The sequence below is a fragment of the Moraxella sp. RCAD0137 genome (assembly GCF_002894025.1).
GTDB lineage: Bacteria > Pseudomonadota > Gammaproteobacteria > Pseudomonadales > Moraxellaceae > Moraxella > Moraxella porci.
Map to the genome: position 1 here is coordinate 1 of NZ_LTCC01000013.1, position 16246 is coordinate 16246.

Here is a 16246-nt window from a genome sequence, read left to right on the forward strand (position 1 = left end):
AATCATGATAGAATAAAAGTAAAATTAAAAGGACTGAGTCCTGTACAATACAGAACTCAGTCCTTTATTAAACCTTAACCGTTAATCTTAAACTGGTGTCTAAGAATTGGGGGTCGGTTCAAAGCTGGCAACCCAGTCCAACTTTTGGGGTGTGGTTTATATTAGCCAAACTGGCTTAGCGATTAGAATTTTGCCAAGACTTCTTCAAGATCCAGCATCACTTTTTCGCCATTGGCACGATTGACATATTCATATTTGCCTTCGGCAAGATTGCGTTCAGAAACGACGATACGATGTGGGATACCGATAAGCTCAAGGTCAGCAAATTTCACCCCTGGTCGCTCATCACGGTCATCTAGTAGTACATTGATGCCACGAGATTTGAGCGTTTGGTACAGCTCTTCGGCTTTTTGTTCGGCTTGACCGTCTTTTGATTTCATCGGCACGATAGCGACATAAAACGGTGCGATGCTATCGGCTTTGTCTTGCGGCTCTGCCCAGATGATGCCATTGTCATCATGGTTTTGTTCGATGGCGGCAGCGATGATACGGCTCACTCCGATACCATAACAACCCATCATCAAGGTCACAGGCTTACCTTCTTTGCCAAGCACTGAGCAGTTCAGGGCTTTTGAGTATTTATCACCCAATTGGAAAATATGACCAACTTCGATACCGCGTTTGATAGACAGCACGCCTTTACCATCTGGTGATGGGTCGCCATCGACGACATTGCGGATATCGACGACTTCGGTGATGGCGGCATCACGCTCCCAGTTCATACCCGTGGTGTGCTTATGCTCGATATTGGCACCTGAGACGAAGTCAGATAGTGCAGCGGCGGCACGATCGACATAGACAGGGATGGTGAGATCGACACTGATATAGCCTTTGATTAGGCCAGCGGCTTTGATTTCTTCTTCGCTTGCCATGGTCAGTGGTGCATGGACGGCGGCGATTTTTTCGGCTTTGATTTCGTTCAATGTGTGATCGCCACGCAATACGAGCGCCACAAGTTTTGGTGCATCAGGATTTTCTTCGCTATACGCACCTTTGACAATCAAGGTCTTGACCGTCTGAGTCAGGGCGATGCCCAGATGCTCTGCCACTGCTTCACAAGTTGGCATATTTGGCGTATCGACATCTTGGCGTGCTTGGCTTGGCGCTTGGCGAACATCAGTGCAGATCGCTTCGGCAAGCTCGACATTGGCGGCATACTCTGATTCGCTTGAGAAGGCGATATCATCTTCACCGCTGTCAGCTAGGACATGAAACTCATGCGATGCAAAGCCACCGATAGAGCCTGTGTCCGCTTGTACCGCACGGAACTTAAGCCCTAGACGGCTAAAGACACGGCTATACGCATCGTACATATCTTGATAAGTCTCGGCCAGTGATTCTTTGTCAATGTGGAAAGAATAGGCATCTTTCATGGTAAATTCACGAGCGCGCATCACCCCAAAGCGTGGGCGGATTTCGTCACGGAATTTGGTTTGTACTTGATAAAAAGTGACTGGCAACTGTTTGTAGCTTTTTAGTTCATTGCGAGCGATGTCAGTGATGACTTCTTCGTGGGTTGGGCCAAGCACAAAATCACGCTGATGGCGGTCTTTGAAGCGGAGCAACTCTGCACCATAATCTTCCCAGCGGCCAGACTCATGCCACAGCTCACCCGGCTGAGTGACGGTCATGAGCAGCTCTTGGCTACCGATACCATCCATCTCTTCACGCACGATGCGTTCGACACGCTTGAGTACTCGAAGACCCATTGGCATCCAGACATACAGACCTGATGCCAGCTTACGAATCAGACCGGCGCGCACCATCAGCTGACTTGAGACGATGTCGGCATCGTTTGGCGTTTCTTTTAATGTGGCGAATAAAAATTGACTGGCTTTCATAGCTAACCTTATAAAATCTAATGATAATTTGCAAATACGTTAAACAATAAAATCGATAAAAGATAACCTGTCTATCTTACGGCAAAAAACGCCATTTATGCAACTAAATTTCCGCAATTTTTACACAATTTGTCAGGCTTTTGTGGTATTTTAATCTTAAACGATTGATTAGGTGAATACTGATGCAAATTCCCCAAAGCAAACAAACAGGCAATGCACTTGCCTATGTGCTACTTATCTTAGTGATGGTGGCGATTTTGGCGATGGCAGGGTTTTGGCTTGTCAATAAGTCGGATAACTATGTCAGCACCATCACCAAAGACGGTATCGTCACCGAAATCCAGACGCTATCACGACTACAGACAGTGGCTTATAGCGTGGATACCATCGTGACGGCAGACAAGGCAGGCACTTGGCAAAATCTGTGGCAGGATAAACAAAAAGGCTTATTCATCATCAAAGGGCGAGTGCTGGCTGGCGTGGATCTTGGTGGTCTCAGTGCTGAGATGGTACAAATTAGCCAAACCAAAAACGAGCAAGGCGAAACCATCGATCGGGTACATATCACACTACCGCCATCGCAGGTGTTTGAAGTGTTTTTGGATGATATCGAAGTCTATGACTGGCAGACGGGGCTATTTGGTACGGTGGCAGGTGATCCTAAGTTATTCGCCCAAGTGCAAGCAGATGCCAAAGCCGAAGTGCTTGCCAAAGCTTGCCAAGGCGATGTGCTAAACCTTGCGATGACGAGCGCTGCTGAGCAAATCAAAAGTCTGTTTATGCTGACAGGTAGTGTGGTCGAAGTCAGCACCCAAGGCACAGCGGCATGCAAGCTTGCACTCAAGCCATAACAAGCCAAACTTGTGCCAAGTTGATTGGCTGATTTGGCATTTTTCATTGTATTTATAAAACAAAGCTAAGCAACATCATGAAAAAACTTAAATATTGCGGATTGACTCGCTGTGAAGACATCCAGCAAGCGGTGGCAGTTGGCGTTGATGCCATCGGTTTGGTCTTTTATCCGCCAAGCCCAAGAGCGGTCAGTATCGAGCAGGCAAAACAGCTTGCCCAAGCAGTACCTGCCTTTACCAGTCTTGTGGCACTCGTGGTGAATATCAGTGATGATGAGCTGATGGCGATTGCTCGCTATGTGGCGGTTGATGTCATTCAGTTTCATGGCGATGAGTCGCCTGATGAGTGTCAGCGTCAAGCTGGCCTTGTTAATAAACGCTGGATTAAGGCACTGCGTATCGATGCCACACGCCACACGCCGACGAGCATCTTGGCACTCATCCGTGAGTATCAGATGGCGGGGGCGAGCTCGATTTTGCTGGATGCTTACCATGCGGATAAATTTGGTGGTACGGGTGAGCGATTTGATTGGTCGCTGATTCCTACCGATTCGCCCTTGCCGATTATTTTGGCAGGGGGATTGACACCTGACAATGTCGCGATGACAGCGGATTTGCCCGTGTATGCTTTGGATGTCAGCGGTGGCATTGAGTCTGCCAAGGGCATCAAGAATGCACATAAGATGGCGGAATTTGCTAAGAATGCCAATGACATATCCACCAATAAAAATGCGTCAAAAAATTGCTAAAAGCACATTTTATCGGTACAATGAACTTCGGTTTGTTAAATTAATTTTATCCAAATAAAAAGGAATAAATCATGAACATCATCGTCACAGGGGCGACGGCAGGATTTGGCGAACAAATCGCCCGTGATTTTGTATCAGCAGGACATGCTGTCTATGGCAATGGCAGACGCATGGATAAGCTAGACGCCTTGTGTGCTGAGCTTGGTGAGCGATTTGTGCCGCTATGCTTTGATGTGTCAGATACTCAAGCGGTGCAGGCAAGCTTATCAGCGATTGATTTGGCGAGCATTGATGTGCTGGTGAATAATGCAGGGCTTGCTTTGGGGCTTGAGCCTGCTCATCGAGCAGATTTGAGTGATTGGCAGACGATGATTGATGTCAATATCAAGGGACTTGTGACGGTGACGCAGATTGTACTACCGTTTATGGTGGCAAATAATGCCGGTACAGTGATTAATATTGGCTCAACGGCGGGCAATCATCCGTATTTTGGTGCCAATGTTTATGGCGCGAGTAAGGCATTTGTCAAGCAGTTTAGCAATAATCTGCGTGCTGATTTGATTGGCACTCGTGTGCGAGTGACCAATATCGAACCAGGAATGTGCGGTGGTACAGAGTTTAGCAATGTCCGCTTTAAGGGTGATGATGATAAAGCGGCAGCCGTCTATACAGGTGTGGAATTTTTGACCGCCAAAGATATTAGCAATACTGTACAATGGGTGGTCGCTCAGCCATGGCATGTGAATATCAACGCCATTGAGATGATGCCGACAGCACAGACTTATGCAGGCTTGGCAGTGGCTCGAGATATTTAATTTTCTTTTAATGATAAGGCAAATGTAATGACAGATGTAGTGAATTATAATAACTATCCTGATGCTGATGGGCATTTTGGTGTGCATGGTGGCCGTTTTGTGTCTGAGACCTTGATGAAAGCTTTGGAAGAGCTGGAAGTTTTGTATCATCAAGCCAAAGCCAATCCTGAATTTTGGGCGCAGTTTATGGCGGATTTGACCGATTATGTGGGTCGTCCGACGCCGCTGTATCATGCTCGCCGTCTGTCGGATGAGATTGGTGGGGCGCAGATTTATTTTAAGCGTGAAGATTTGAACCACACAGGTGCGCACAAAGTAAATAACACCATCGGTCAAGCACTACTTGCCAAAATGAGTGGCAAAAAACGCATCATCGCCGAGACTGGTGCAGGTCAGCATGGCGTGGCGACGGCGACGATTGCAGCGCGATTGGGGCTTGAGTGTATCGTCTATATGGGTGCTGATGATGTCGAACGCCAAAAGATGAATGTCTATCGGATGCGTCTTTTGGGCGCAACGGTTGTGCCTGTGACCAGTGGCTCTCGCACGCTCAAAGATGCGATGAATGAAGCGATGCGTGACTGGGTCGCCAATGTTGATAGTACCTATTATATCATCGGCACAGTCGCAGGGCCGCATCCGTATCCGCTATTGGTGCGTGATTTTCAGGCGATTATCGGTCGTGAAGCTCGTGTCCAGCATCTAGAAAAAACAGGCAAACTGCCTGATGCGCTCGTGGCGTGCGTCGGTGGCGGTAGTAATGCCATTGGTCTGTTTTATGATTTCTTAGACGACACTGAAGTGGCGATGTATGGTGTCGAAGCCAATGGACTGGGCATCGATACACCGCATCATGCCGCACCGCTACAAGCAGGTCGCATTGGTGTGCTGCATGGCAATCGCACCTATCTGATGTGTGATGACGAAGGACAAATCCTAGGTACGCACTCGATCTCAGCAGGGCTGGATTATCCAGGTGTCGGCCCTGAGCATAGTTTTTTAAAGGACATAAACCGTGTGAACTATGTTGGCGCAACCGATGAAGAAGCCCTGCACGCATTTCGTGAAGTCACCCGTAAAGAAGGCATCATCCCAGCGCTCGAAAGCTCGCACGCAGTGGCATACGGCATGAAGCTGGCTGCAACGATGCGTCCTGATCAGTCCATCATCGTCAATATGTCAGGTCGTGGCGATAAGGATTTACACACGGTAATGAAAGTTGATGGGATTGATGTGGATTGAGTGACACTGCCAAGCGACATTAATGAAAAATATCAGTGCCACTCGGTGGATTTGGATCTAAAAGGAAATGATATGTTATCAAAACTAAAAGATAAATATATCTTGCCAAAGGCACTGCTTGTCGTGGTAGGCGGTGCCATCATCTTGAGCGCCTGCACGACATTGACGCCAAGCCGTTCGACAGCAGCAGTACCGCAGTCGGTGAACCAGCTGGATCTGAATCGCTATGTCGGCACTTGGTATGAAATTGCCAGATTGCCGATGTATTTTCAGCGTAATTGCGCCAGTGATGTCACTGCAACCTATAGCCTAAACCCATCTGGCAGCATTCTGGTGGACAATCGCTGCAAAAAAGCCGATGGCAGCACCATTCAAAGCATCGGTGAAGCCACCAAGGCAAATGAAACAGGCAGTGAGCTGAAGGTGACTTTTTTGCCAGAGGGACTGCGCTGGCTACCTTTGACCAAGGCGGATTATTGGGTGCTGGCCTTGGATGATAACTATCAGCATGCTTTGGTCGGTACGCCGAACCGCAAATATCTGTGGGTGCTGTCACGCACGCCATCGATGGATGAAGCAGCTTATCAAAGTCTGCTTAGCACGGCTAAAAATCAAGGCTATGACATCGCCAAACTTCAGCGCACCCTGCATCATTCGCGCTGATCAGCAATACAATGCCAATCTTGGCATGTTGAATGATAATTAAAAGAGTAAATCATGAAAACCCGTATCGAAACAACCTTTGAAAATCTCAAAGCCCAAAATAAAAAAGCTCTAATTCCTTATATCATGGCAGGTGACCCGTATCCTCTCGTGACGGTGGATTTGATGCACAAGCTTGTGGCGCATGGGGCGGATATCATCGAAGTTGGCTTGCCATTTAGCGATCCGATGGCAGATGGTCCTGTGATTGCTCACGCTGCTGAGCGCGCCTTGGCAGCAGGCACAAGCACTCGCGATGCCATCGAGATGGTGCGAGAATTTCGTAAGACCAACACCACGACGCCTGTGCTGGTGATGGGCTATCTGAACCCTGTTGAAATCATTGGCTATGACGCCTTTAGCGATCTGTGCGCCGATGCTGGCGTGGATGCGATTTTGATGGTGGATCTGCCACCAAAAGAAGCGGGCGATTTTCCAAAACAGCTTACCGCACGCACCGACAACCCAATGAACCAAATTTTCCTACTATCCCCAACCACCGAACCGGCTCGCCGTGCTAAGGTCATCGCAGAGTGTAGTGGATTTATTTATTATGTGTCATTAAAAGGTGTCACAGGCTCAGACTCTTTGGATGTGGCAGCAGTCAGCGAGCAAGTCCAAAAAATCAAAGCCGAAACTGATATTCCTGTGTGTGTCGGCTTTGGTATTCGTGATGGCGCATCTGCCAAGGCGCTCGGTGCGGTGGTAGATGGGGTGATTGTCGGCAGTGAGCTGGTGCGTCATTTTGCTGATGTTGGTGATAATAAGGCAAAAATTGACGATGCCATCGCTGCCATTTTGGCAAAAATGGACGAACTTCGGGCGGCGATTGACGAGTGTTAAAAATCGCTTTAAAATAATTTGAGTACTTTTTTGTATTTGAGAGTGATGATGAAAACCCAATCTTTGATTTCTGTTTTACTACTTAGCTTACTGCCATTAAGCGGTGTCAGCCATGCCAGTGATTTTTGCCAAAATGCAGTCAAAGAGATAAATGCGGCTTATCAAAGTTATAGAAGTTTTGCTGATGACAGCCATGACGAGCAAGCCTTTTATAAGTTGGTGGTCAACACTCTAAAAGACAAACGAAGTCTTGATTGTCATTGGTCGGACTTGAAGCTTAATGTGCAGTATTCGCCAGACAAACATCTGATGAGTATGGATTGGCAAGTAGATGGCGGTGGCACAATGAAGGAGTTTCAAAGTGTCTTGCAATACCAAAAGGGCAAGCAGCCAACTGTTGTAAATGGAAGTGATGGCTATGTGCTAGGCATTCATCAGATGGATATCGGCGGTAAGATGCTGTATCTTATTAATGATTGGGTAGCTGGCTATACAGCACTCAATGGGCAAGCCATTAGTCTGTACACAATCAAAAACCACACGCCAACGCCTGCCAAGCTGATTAAGACCAAACAAGGGCTGACGCATACTATTGACTTTGCATATAATCCTTTTTCTATACCTGATGAGTTGGAGAAGCTGATTTGGGTCAATGCCAAGAAAAAAGAATTTAGCATTCCTGTGGTGATAGAAAACGAGCAATATCCTGAAGGAGAAGTCACCAAAAGAGTGCTGCGTTATCGTTATAATGGCAAGCAGTTTGTTTATGTCAAATAAGACAAAAAGCGTGGACGATGACAATAAACCATTTGCCAAATGACAAAAACAAGTGTAAACTAGATAAATTTCATTCAACTTAGCATTGTTTTGACAATTTCACACAAGGGCGGAGCATGACACAAGCAACCACTTGGCTAGATAGAGAAGTGCCTAGCATTAAACAAAACCAAATTCACGCCCCCACGGCAGTAGAGACCGAACCGTCCACAGAGTGTCCTGAGTGCCATTCTCTGACCACTAATACAGCACTGATTTTGAATCAATATGTTTGCCCTGAGTGCGACCATCATCTGACCATGACGGCTCGTAAGCGTCTAGAGTGGTTCTTTGATAGTGTGGATGCTGAGCTGGGTCAAGAGTTCACCGCAGGCAACCCGCTAAACTTCGTCGATTCCAAGCCTTATCCTGAGCGTATGAAAGAAGCGCAGACCAAGACAGGTGAGTCTGAGGGTTTGGTGGTGATGGCAGGTAAACTTAAGAATCTGGATGTCATTGCTTGTGCGTTTGATTTTCGCTTTATGGGTGGTTCGATGGGCTCAGTGGTGGGTGATCGATTTGTCCAAGCTGCCGAAAAAGCCTTGGCAGAGCGTAAGCCACTGGTCTGTTTTGCTGCATCAGGTGGTGCGCGTATGCAAGAGGGCTTATTATCGCTCATGCAGATGGCTCGCACCAGTGCTGCGATTGAGCGTCTAAGATTGGCTGGTGTGCCTTATGTGGTGATCCTAACCAATCCAGTCTATGGCGGGGTGACAGCAAGTCTTGCCATGCTTGGCGATGTACATATCGCTGAGCCTAAGGCGATGATTGGCTTTGCAGGTAAGCGAGTGATCGAACAGACGGTGCGTGAAGTGCTTGATGAGCCGTTCCAGCGTGCTGAATTTTTGCTCGAAAAAGGCACGGTGGACATGGTGGTGCACCGTCATCAGCTGATTGATACCACGCATCGCATTTTGGCAAAATTATCCAAAGCCGTTGCATAAGCTTAGTAATACAACACCCAAGACCGATGGTTTTGGGTGTTTTGTTGTGTTTGGGCGAGGATAAGTTTACAATATGCCAAAATTTTTGGAAAAATTCACATGAGCACAAAAAATCTTAGCCAATGGCTCACCTATATGGGCAGTATCCATGTATCCGCCATCGATATGGGGCTTGAGCGGGTATTGCCAGTTGCTAAGCGATTGGGTGTGTTAAAGGCGGATTTAAAAAAGAAGCCAACGATCTTTACTGTCGCAGGTACCAACGGTAAAGGCTCAACCACAGCAACCATCGCTGCCATCTGCCAAAGTGCAGGGCTAAAGACCGCATTGTATCAATCACCGCATTTGGTGTCATTCACCGAACGAGTGCGGATTGATGGCATCGAGGCGAGTGATGAGGCGTTGATTTTGGCATTTGAAGCGGTGGAGTCGGCTCGTCTGGCTGAGGGCTTGTCATTGTCGTTTTTTGAGATGACGACTTTGGCGGCATTTTGGCTGTTTAAGCAGGCAGACTGCGATGTGTGGGTGCTTGAGATTGGGCTGGGCGGACGATTGGATGTGGTCAATATCATCGATCCTGATGTGGCGGTGATTACCAATATTGGCATTGATCATGTGGATTGGCTGGGTGATGATATCGAAAAAATCGGTGCAGAAAAAGCCGGCATCATCCGTGAGGGCATTCCTGTGATTTTGGGTGATGAAAAACTACCAAATAGCGCCACTCAGATCGCAAAGCAGCATAATGCCAAGGTTTATCAGCTGGGAGTGGATTATGATTATCTTGCCAAAGGCGATGGCTGGATTTGGTCATCGGCCAGTCTAACGGCACAGTTGCCATTGCCAAAATTATCTCTACAAAACGCCGTCAATGCGGCTGCCGCCATCCAAGCAAGCAATCTTGGCATCAGCCTAGATGCCATCAAGCACGGTCTATCTGTGGTGCAGTTGGCAGGACGATTTGACCAAAGAGTGATTCATGATCGTCAGTGGATTTTTGATGTTGCCCACAATGAAGACGGTATCAAGTTTTTGTTAAAACAGCTGACGACCGCGTGGCAGATGCATCTTGTCAAGCATCCTGATGCCAAGCTGTATTTCTTATTCTCGATGCTGGGGGATAAGGATGTATCGGCAGTGTTGCATCATCTCAAAGCAGCGATGGATGCAAACAAGCTTCCGATGGCGTCGTGGCACATGGCAGCCATCGATCATTCGCGCGCCATGCCTTTAGATGAATTGCTTGGCATCACAGAGCGTTATGTCGATCCAGTGCAGATCAGCACTTATGAAACGCTCGATCAAGCCGCGCATGGGGTAATTGACGTCAGTCGTCCAGAGGATCTGATTGTGGCATTTGGCTCATTTCATACCATTGGTGAGAGCTTGGTGGCATTGCTGGGTAGGCCTTATTAACGCATTATGATCAATACAAGATGATGGCAATGATCGCAGTGTTGTAAAGCATGCTTTTGATGAAACAGCTTGACAATTTGCCCAAAAAATTATATTTTTAATAGTTTAAGATGACTGCATCATATCAGTGATGGATGCAGTCGATCGGATATGATAATACTTGGCCTGTGTAGAGCAGGCTTGGTGATGAGGTTGATAGGTTATGGTATCAAAGCAAGTTATGTTGGGTGTGGCGCTCATCATTGGTGGTAGCGTGGCTTTTTTTGCATTGGCAAAAAATGATTCTGCGGCGGATGCTGCTGCACAGGCAGCCGCCGAAGATACCACCACGACCAAAGTTGCCAAACCAGTGGTGCAACCTTTAACTGCTGATGTCGCCACAGAAGAGCGCCTACTTGCCGAAAAACAGCGTGCGCGTGAGGCGCATAATCTGCAAATGCAAAAACAAGCCGCTGCACTGCTTGAAGAACAAAACAACGCGCGCAAACAGGCATTGGATAAGGCCAATGCCGAGGCCACAGGTCGTCCTTTAAGCAATACTCAAGAAGTTTCTGCTGACAGCGCCGCTAAAAGTGAGCTGATCGCAGCGCCGACGGTGCAGACACGCCCAGAAGCCATCGAAGCTGCGCGTAAGGCTGAAGAAGCCAAAAAAGCTGAAGAGGCGGCCAAAAAAGCCGAACAAGCGGCCAAATCCCAAAGCCAGCAAGCCAAGGCACAAGACGCTAAAAAAACTGACGACAACAAGGCTGATACCAAATCTGATACCAAAGAAGTCAAAGCACCAGCCAAAGCAGGTACTTATGAAGTCCAAGCGGGTGAGACTTGGCAGGGCATCGCCAATCGCCATGGTGTTTCTGTGGCGGCATTGGCTGAGGCCAATGGTATGACGCGCCATGATCTGTTGCGCGCAGGTCGCAGCATTAAGATCCCGTCGGCATCTCAAGTGGCGCGTTTGGAGCGCGATAACAAAGCTCGCGAGGCCAAGGCCAAGCAGGAAGCTGCCAAGTCAGAGGCATCCAAGTCAAGCAACACCACTCAAAATAAATCAACAGAAAAATCCGACACCAAAAAATCGGACACCAAGACCGAAACCAAGTCACAAAATCCGCAGATGTCTGGCCGCTACACGGTACAAGTTGCCATCTCACCAGACAAAGAAAAAGTTGATGAGATCGTCAAACAATATCGTGCAGCAGGCTATCGTGTGACTACCAGCAGCACCAGTCGTGGCCTGCGAGTGTTGGTGGGTAATGAAAAAAGCGAAGAGGGTGCCAAAGCCTTGCGCAAAAAAATCGCTGATGACTCACGCGTCAGTGCGCCAGGTGCTTTTGTGCATCAAGTACAATAAACCGACCAAAGCCCATCAGTCAAAAGCACGGATTCTGCCGTGCTTTTTGCATCTGTTAATGGCTGATATGTCACAATAAAAAGAGTATATTTTGGATTATATTTTCATCGTTGGGCTACTGCTTGTGTGCGCAGTTTTATATGTGCTGTTTCGCCCAAAAGCCAAAAAAATTAAAGGCGATGATCTGCCAGTTTGGCCGTTTGAGCCGATGCCTTTGATGACTGACAGCGAGGTGCTGTTTTATAAAAAATTAAAAATGGCATTGCCAGAATTTCATCTGTTTGGACAAGTTCAGTTATCTCGGATGATTGAGCCGACCGAAGAGGTGGCGGATGAGCGCCAGTTTTGGTTCAATCGTGTCTGTCGTCAAAGTGTTGATTTTGTGCTGGTTGATGAAGATCTGCAAACGGTGCTGGCTGCCATTGAGCTTGATGATTGGACGCATGAGAGTAAAACTCGCCAAAAGCAAGATGCCAAAAAAGATAAGGCGCTTGCCAGTGCAGGCATTCCCATCATTCGCTTTCATGCCGAAAAAATGCCATCGGCACAGATGATTCGCCATGAGGTCATCAGCGTGCTGCGCGCTTATCGTTGAGATGGGTGGAATTTGACTGATGAGTTGACAATGATCGCTTAAAATTTGACTGTCTTTTGTTACACTAAAGCTTTATTATTTGATTGATTAAGGATTATCATGACTCATTATCGCCAAATTCTCGTACAGATCAGCGATGACATTGCGACCATTACACTTAATCGCCCTGATAAGAAAAATGCGCTTAGCTTTGTGATGATGGATGAGCTGATCGATGCTGCCAAGTCCATCAAAAAACAGCGGCATCTGCGAGCGGTGATTTTGGAGGGTGCAGGCGCGGATTTTTGTTCTGGGCTGGATTTGGCAGATTTAAATAATCCCAAAAACATGGCATTTGCCGCGTATCAGCTGATCAAGCCGACACCGAGTAAGTTTCAACAAGTGTGTCTGATTTGGCGATCGCTGCCTGTGCCGGTGATCGCGGTGATTGATGGCGTGTGTATTGGCGGTGGGTTGCAGTTGGCTTTGGGTGCTGACATACGCATGGCAAGTGATCAGGCGAGATTTTCGGTACTGGAGGCCAAATGGGGTCTGGTGGCGGATATGGGCATCACGCAGACGGCAGCCGACGTGCGTCGTGATCATGTGGCAAAGCTTGCGATGACTGCACAGATGATCGATGCCGAGGCGGCGTTGGCCGCTGGGATCATTACACAGGTATCGGATGATCCAAAGGCGCATGCCAAGTCATTGATCAAGGATATAAAAGCGCGCTCGCCAGATGCAGTACTGGCCGCCAAACGCGTGATGTATGCCGATCGCCGCCTTGATTATCTGGCACTGTACCAAGAAAAACTGTGGCAAATCCGCCTGATGCTTGGCAAAAATCGCAAGCTTGCCATCAAAAAAGCCAAAGATGACAGCGTGTCATTCATCAAGCGACAATTTGGATGATGTATGCATCAAACAAAAAAAGCTGCCAAACAGTCGGCAGCTTTTGTGATGCTAGGCTTATTTTTTATAAACTTTGTGGCATGAGCCGCAGCTGCTTGCCATCTCGCCATACAGTGCCTCGACATCAGCAGTACTGGTCGCGGTCGCAGCTGCCGCAGCCAAGGCGTTAGCAGCAGCGGTGAATTTTTCAGTTTCTGCTTTAAAGCCAGCAGCATCTGCCCAAATGGCGTCTTGTGCGTCGCCACCTTTGGCAGTTTCACCGTCAAAATAAGTCCACATGGTGGTGGTATTATTGGCGATGAAATCAGCGCGTTCTTTAAAGGTGGCAGCATCAAAGGTGGCTGGATTTTCCATCATGGCTTTCATGCCTTCATTGGCTTGACGCCAGTCTTTCATCAGCTTGGTGCGATTTTCGATCAGGGTGTTGTCTTGGGCGGTGGTCGTCGCTGCGTTGTTGCAGCCAGTCAGAACAACAGCAGACAGCACAGAAGCTAGAGCGATTTTGTGAAACATGGTTACTTCCTTTTTATCGGTGGCTAAAAAATCAATGGCTAAATTTATTTATACGCAATTTGTCATTGCAATAAATTGAAAATTGCATTTTACCGAAAAAGCTGCCAAAAAACCTTAATTTAGATGAAAATGAAACAAAAATTAAACAAAATACCAAAAATTAACAAAGCCGGATCAAAGGCGGATGATTTGAGCTGTGAAGATTCGGATGATGCGTCACTGGGTTATGTCGTGTTCCGTGATGTGGATTCTGTCATCTCGCATCGTGAAGCGACAAGCGTGCGCGCGTGGATCGATAGCGGCAAAACCTTTCATACCATTCGAGATTCAGGCTCGCACACTGAGCTGATTTTGGCGGGTCTGTGGGGTGCTAAGGCAGGCGGTGTGCCAAATATGCTTGGCATGATGATGGGTTATTTGGCAGAAAATCCCAAGCGTCATCAGCACACCGATCAGTTTTTCTTGCGCTACTGCGTTTGGCCTTATGTCCGCCAAGATGTCTATGCCAGCGATCGGATCTTTGGCTTTATGGATGCGCACCCGATCACGGAGGTGGGATTTGATTTTGATAAGACGCACATCGGCTGTGATGAGGGCGGTAGCATCTTTACGCTCACTTCATCGACGCTGCAGCAGGGCGATCGCGTCGTGTGGCGCTTATACAGCCAAATCGATCCTGCACTGAATGCTGATCTGAGCCATCGCCGAGTTGATGAACGCCTGATTTGTGACTATGAAACCATCATCGAGCAGGACAATACGCTGATGGGCAAAATCCCAAGAATCTATGCTCGAGGCATACCGACGGGTGAAACCAGAATCGACTTTAAAAAACTTGACGAATCTGTTTAAATCTAAAAAAGCATCGCTCATCATAAGCGATGCTTTTTTGGTTAAGGGGTGATCACTGATCTGTGCATCACAGTGCCAGCCAATCTTTTGGCTTTAGATAAAAATCCGTCAGCTCAAATTCAGGGGTGCCAGCTGCCGGTTCATAGCGGTATTCCCATGCAGCCAGTGGTGGCATCGATACCAAAATCGACTCAGTACGGCCATTGGATTGCAGTCCAAACAGCGTGCCGCGGTCATAAACCAAGTTGTACTCGACATAGCGACCACGGCGATACAGTTGAAAATGACGCTCACGCTCGCCATAGGCGCGATGTTTGTTATTTTCAAAAATCGGCACAATGCCATCGATATAGCCCTGACCGACTGCCTGCATGAATGCAAAACAAGTTTCAAAATCCCAACCTGTGCTAGCTGTGTTGACATCATCATAAAACAGACCGCCCACGCCACGGCACTCGCCACGGTGCTTAAGATAAAAATACTCATCGCACCATGTTTTGTATTTGTCATAGACATCGTTACCAAAAGGCTGACACAGCTCATAAGCCACCTTGTGCCAGTGCTTGACATCATCAAGCGAAGGGTAAAATGGCGTCAAGTCAAAGCCACCGCCAAACCACCAAATTGGCTCACCACCATCGGTAGGGGTAGCAACAAACAGTCTGACATTGGCATGACTGGTTGGTACATAAGGGTTCTTTGGGTGGATGACGAGCGATACACCAAGCGCTTGTGCCTTTGCACCAGCCAGCTGTGGGTGGCGAGTGGTGGCAGAAGCTGGCATTTGATTGATATGAATATGGCTGAACATCACGCCAGCTTTTTCGATGACTTGACCGCCTGAGAATACACAGGATCTGCCACCGCCGCCTTCGGGACGCTCCCAAATATCGGCGACAAATTTGGTCTCGCTACCACCATCAACACCGCCTGTCTGTTCTTGATGTTCAAGTGCCTTGATGATGTTGTCTTGTAAGTTTAATAAAAATTCACGTACGTGGGCAATTTGTGTTTCCATGATTATCTCGATTTAATGATTATCGGTGTTGGTGATCTGTCAAATCATCGGCATCAATAAAATGATTCATCTTCACGCCCTTGGTGCTCAGATAGTCTTGATTGTATTTATTCACACCGACAATCAGCGGACGACGCTCAACGACATCAAAGCCTTGTTTAACCAAGTCATTGACTTTATTTGGATTATTTGTCATCAATGCAAGCTGTGTGATGCCAAGGTGTGAGAGCATCACTTGGCACATCTCATAGGTGCGAGCATCGGCAGGTAGGCCAAGCAGTAGGTTGGCTTCTAGGGTGTCATGTCCTTGATCTTGTAGGGCATAGGCACGGATTTTGTTGGTCAAACCGATGCCGCGACCTTCTTGGCGTAAATACAAAATCACGCCACTGCCATGTGCTTGGATGGCTTGCATGGCGGCGTTCAGCTGTGGGCCGCAGTCGCATTTGAGTGAACCAAAGGCATCCCCAGTCAAGCACTCGGAGTGAATCCGCACCAGTGGCACGGCAGTCGGATCGGCGCTTGGCAGTCCAAAGCTTAAGGCGATGTGTTCTTGTCCGTCTTCATTTTCAAATACATGAATATCAAAGTCGCCATGAATGGTTGGCAGTTTGGCTTGGGTGATAAATTGATACAAAATTTTGCCCTTAAATCAGCAAAATTGGCTGATTATCAATAAAAATTGTCAAATATTATTAAAATTATGATGCAAATAACGCACAAACATCAGTTTTTGATGAAAATTGT

At 47.5% G+C, this 16246-nt stretch carries 18 protein-coding genes; 14 read left to right on the plus strand and 4 right to left on the minus strand.

What is annotated here, in order from left to right; all coding sequences use genetic code 11:
• The coding region (locus AZ602_RS07945; protein ID WP_146025225.1) for an IS3 family transposase at nt 1-78 on the plus strand (78 nt) is incomplete at its 5' end.
• Between the two features lie 104 nt (nt 79-182).
• Here the strand turns inward: AZ602_RS07945 and AZ602_RS07950 are convergent.
• On the minus strand, nt 183-1901 hold the full coding sequence (locus AZ602_RS07950; protein ID WP_103034448.1) for a proline--tRNA ligase: 1719 nt from the start codon (nt 1899-1901) through the stop codon (nt 183-185).
• Nucleotides 1902-2083: 182 nt separating this feature from the next.
• On the opposite strand from AZ602_RS07950, the gene AZ602_RS07955 reads away from it, so the two are divergent.
• The 12 genes from AZ602_RS07955 (at nt 2084) to AZ602_RS08010 (ending at nt 13116) form a co-directional block, all read left to right on the plus strand.
• Nucleotides 2084-2752 (plus strand): DUF4230 domain-containing protein, encoded by a 669-nt coding sequence (locus AZ602_RS07955; RefSeq protein ID WP_103034449.1) that lies wholly within the window; start codon nt 2084-2086, stop codon nt 2750-2752.
• 77 nt (nt 2753-2829) lie between these two features.
• Nucleotides 2830-3501, plus strand: a complete 672-nt coding sequence (locus AZ602_RS07960; RefSeq protein WP_103034450.1) for a phosphoribosylanthranilate isomerase — start codon at nt 2830-2832, stop codon at nt 3499-3501.
• Nucleotides 3502-3572: 71 nt separating this feature from the next.
• Nucleotides 3573-4316 (plus strand): SDR family NAD(P)-dependent oxidoreductase, encoded by a 744-nt coding sequence (locus AZ602_RS07965; protein WP_103034451.1) that lies wholly within the window; start codon nt 3573-3575, stop codon nt 4314-4316.
• A 27-nt stretch (nt 4317-4343) separates the two neighbouring features.
• Entirely contained in the window at nt 4344-5558 is a 1215-nt protein-coding gene (gene trpB, locus AZ602_RS07970; RefSeq protein WP_103034452.1) for a tryptophan synthase subunit beta, read from the plus strand.
• 72 nt (nt 5559-5630) lie between these two features.
• Nucleotides 5631-6221, plus strand: coding sequence for a lipocalin family protein (locus AZ602_RS07975; protein ID WP_103034453.1), 591 nt, complete (start codon nt 5631-5633; stop codon nt 6219-6221).
• Nucleotides 6222-6275: 54 nt separating this feature from the next.
• A complete protein-coding gene (gene trpA, locus AZ602_RS07980; RefSeq protein WP_103034454.1) occupies nt 6276-7103 on the plus strand; it encodes a tryptophan synthase subunit alpha in 828 nt (275 codons plus the stop codon).
• 48 nt (nt 7104-7151) lie between these two features.
• Nucleotides 7152-7880 (plus strand): hypothetical protein, encoded by a 729-nt coding sequence (locus AZ602_RS07985; protein WP_103034455.1) that lies wholly within the window; start codon nt 7152-7154, stop codon nt 7878-7880.
• A 116-nt stretch (nt 7881-7996) separates the two neighbouring features.
• Nucleotides 7997-8863 carry an acetyl-CoA carboxylase, carboxyltransferase subunit beta gene (gene accD / locus AZ602_RS07990; RefSeq protein WP_103034456.1) on the plus strand — a complete coding sequence of 289 codons (867 nt, stop codon included), beginning with the start codon at nt 7997-7999 and terminating at the stop codon, nt 8861-8863.
• Between the two features lie 99 nt (nt 8864-8962).
• A complete protein-coding gene (gene folC / locus AZ602_RS07995) occupies nt 8963-10279 on the plus strand; it encodes a bifunctional tetrahydrofolate synthase/dihydrofolate synthase (protein ID WP_103034457.1) in 1317 nt (438 codons plus the stop codon).
• 202 nt (nt 10280-10481) lie between these two features.
• Complete coding sequence (locus AZ602_RS10355) at nt 10482-11627, plus strand: LysM peptidoglycan-binding domain-containing protein (RefSeq protein WP_103034458.1); 1146 nt, start codon at nt 10482-10484, stop codon at nt 11625-11627.
• A 91-nt stretch (nt 11628-11718) separates the two neighbouring features.
• Nucleotides 11719-12222: a DUF2726 domain-containing protein gene (locus AZ602_RS08005; protein WP_227525202.1), complete on the plus strand. Its 504-nt coding sequence runs from the start codon at nt 11719-11721 to the stop codon at nt 12220-12222.
• Nucleotides 12223-12321: 99 nt separating this feature from the next.
• Nucleotides 12322-13116 (plus strand): crotonase/enoyl-CoA hydratase family protein, encoded by a 795-nt coding sequence (locus tag AZ602_RS08010; RefSeq protein WP_103034459.1) that lies wholly within the window; start codon nt 12322-12324, stop codon nt 13114-13116.
• A gap of 57 nt (nt 13117-13173) precedes the next feature.
• Here AZ602_RS08010 and AZ602_RS08015 read toward each other — a convergent pair whose 3' ends face one another.
• A complete protein-coding gene (locus tag AZ602_RS08015; RefSeq protein ID WP_103034460.1) occupies nt 13174-13629 on the minus strand; it encodes a cytochrome c in 456 nt (151 codons plus the stop codon).
• A 189-nt stretch (nt 13630-13818) separates the two neighbouring features.
• Here AZ602_RS08015 and AZ602_RS08020 point away from each other — a divergent pair, with 189 nt between their 5' ends.
• Nucleotides 13819-14481 (plus strand): hypothetical protein, encoded by a 663-nt coding sequence (locus AZ602_RS08020; RefSeq protein ID WP_146025231.1) that lies wholly within the window; start codon nt 13819-13821, stop codon nt 14479-14481.
• 67 nt (nt 14482-14548) lie between these two features.
• Here AZ602_RS08020 and hemF read toward each other — a convergent pair whose 3' ends face one another.
• Nucleotides 14549-15499 (minus strand): oxygen-dependent coproporphyrinogen oxidase, encoded by a 951-nt coding sequence (gene hemF, locus AZ602_RS08025; protein WP_103034462.1) that lies wholly within the window; start codon nt 15497-15499, stop codon nt 14549-14551.
• 19 nt (nt 15500-15518) lie between these two features.
• The gene (gene ribA / locus AZ602_RS08030) at nt 15519-16136 is read right to left on the minus strand and encodes a GTP cyclohydrolase II (protein ID WP_103034463.1); all 618 of its coding nucleotides are present in this window, start codon (nt 16134-16136) and stop codon (nt 15519-15521) included.
• Nucleotides 16137-16246 lie beyond the last annotated feature (110 nt).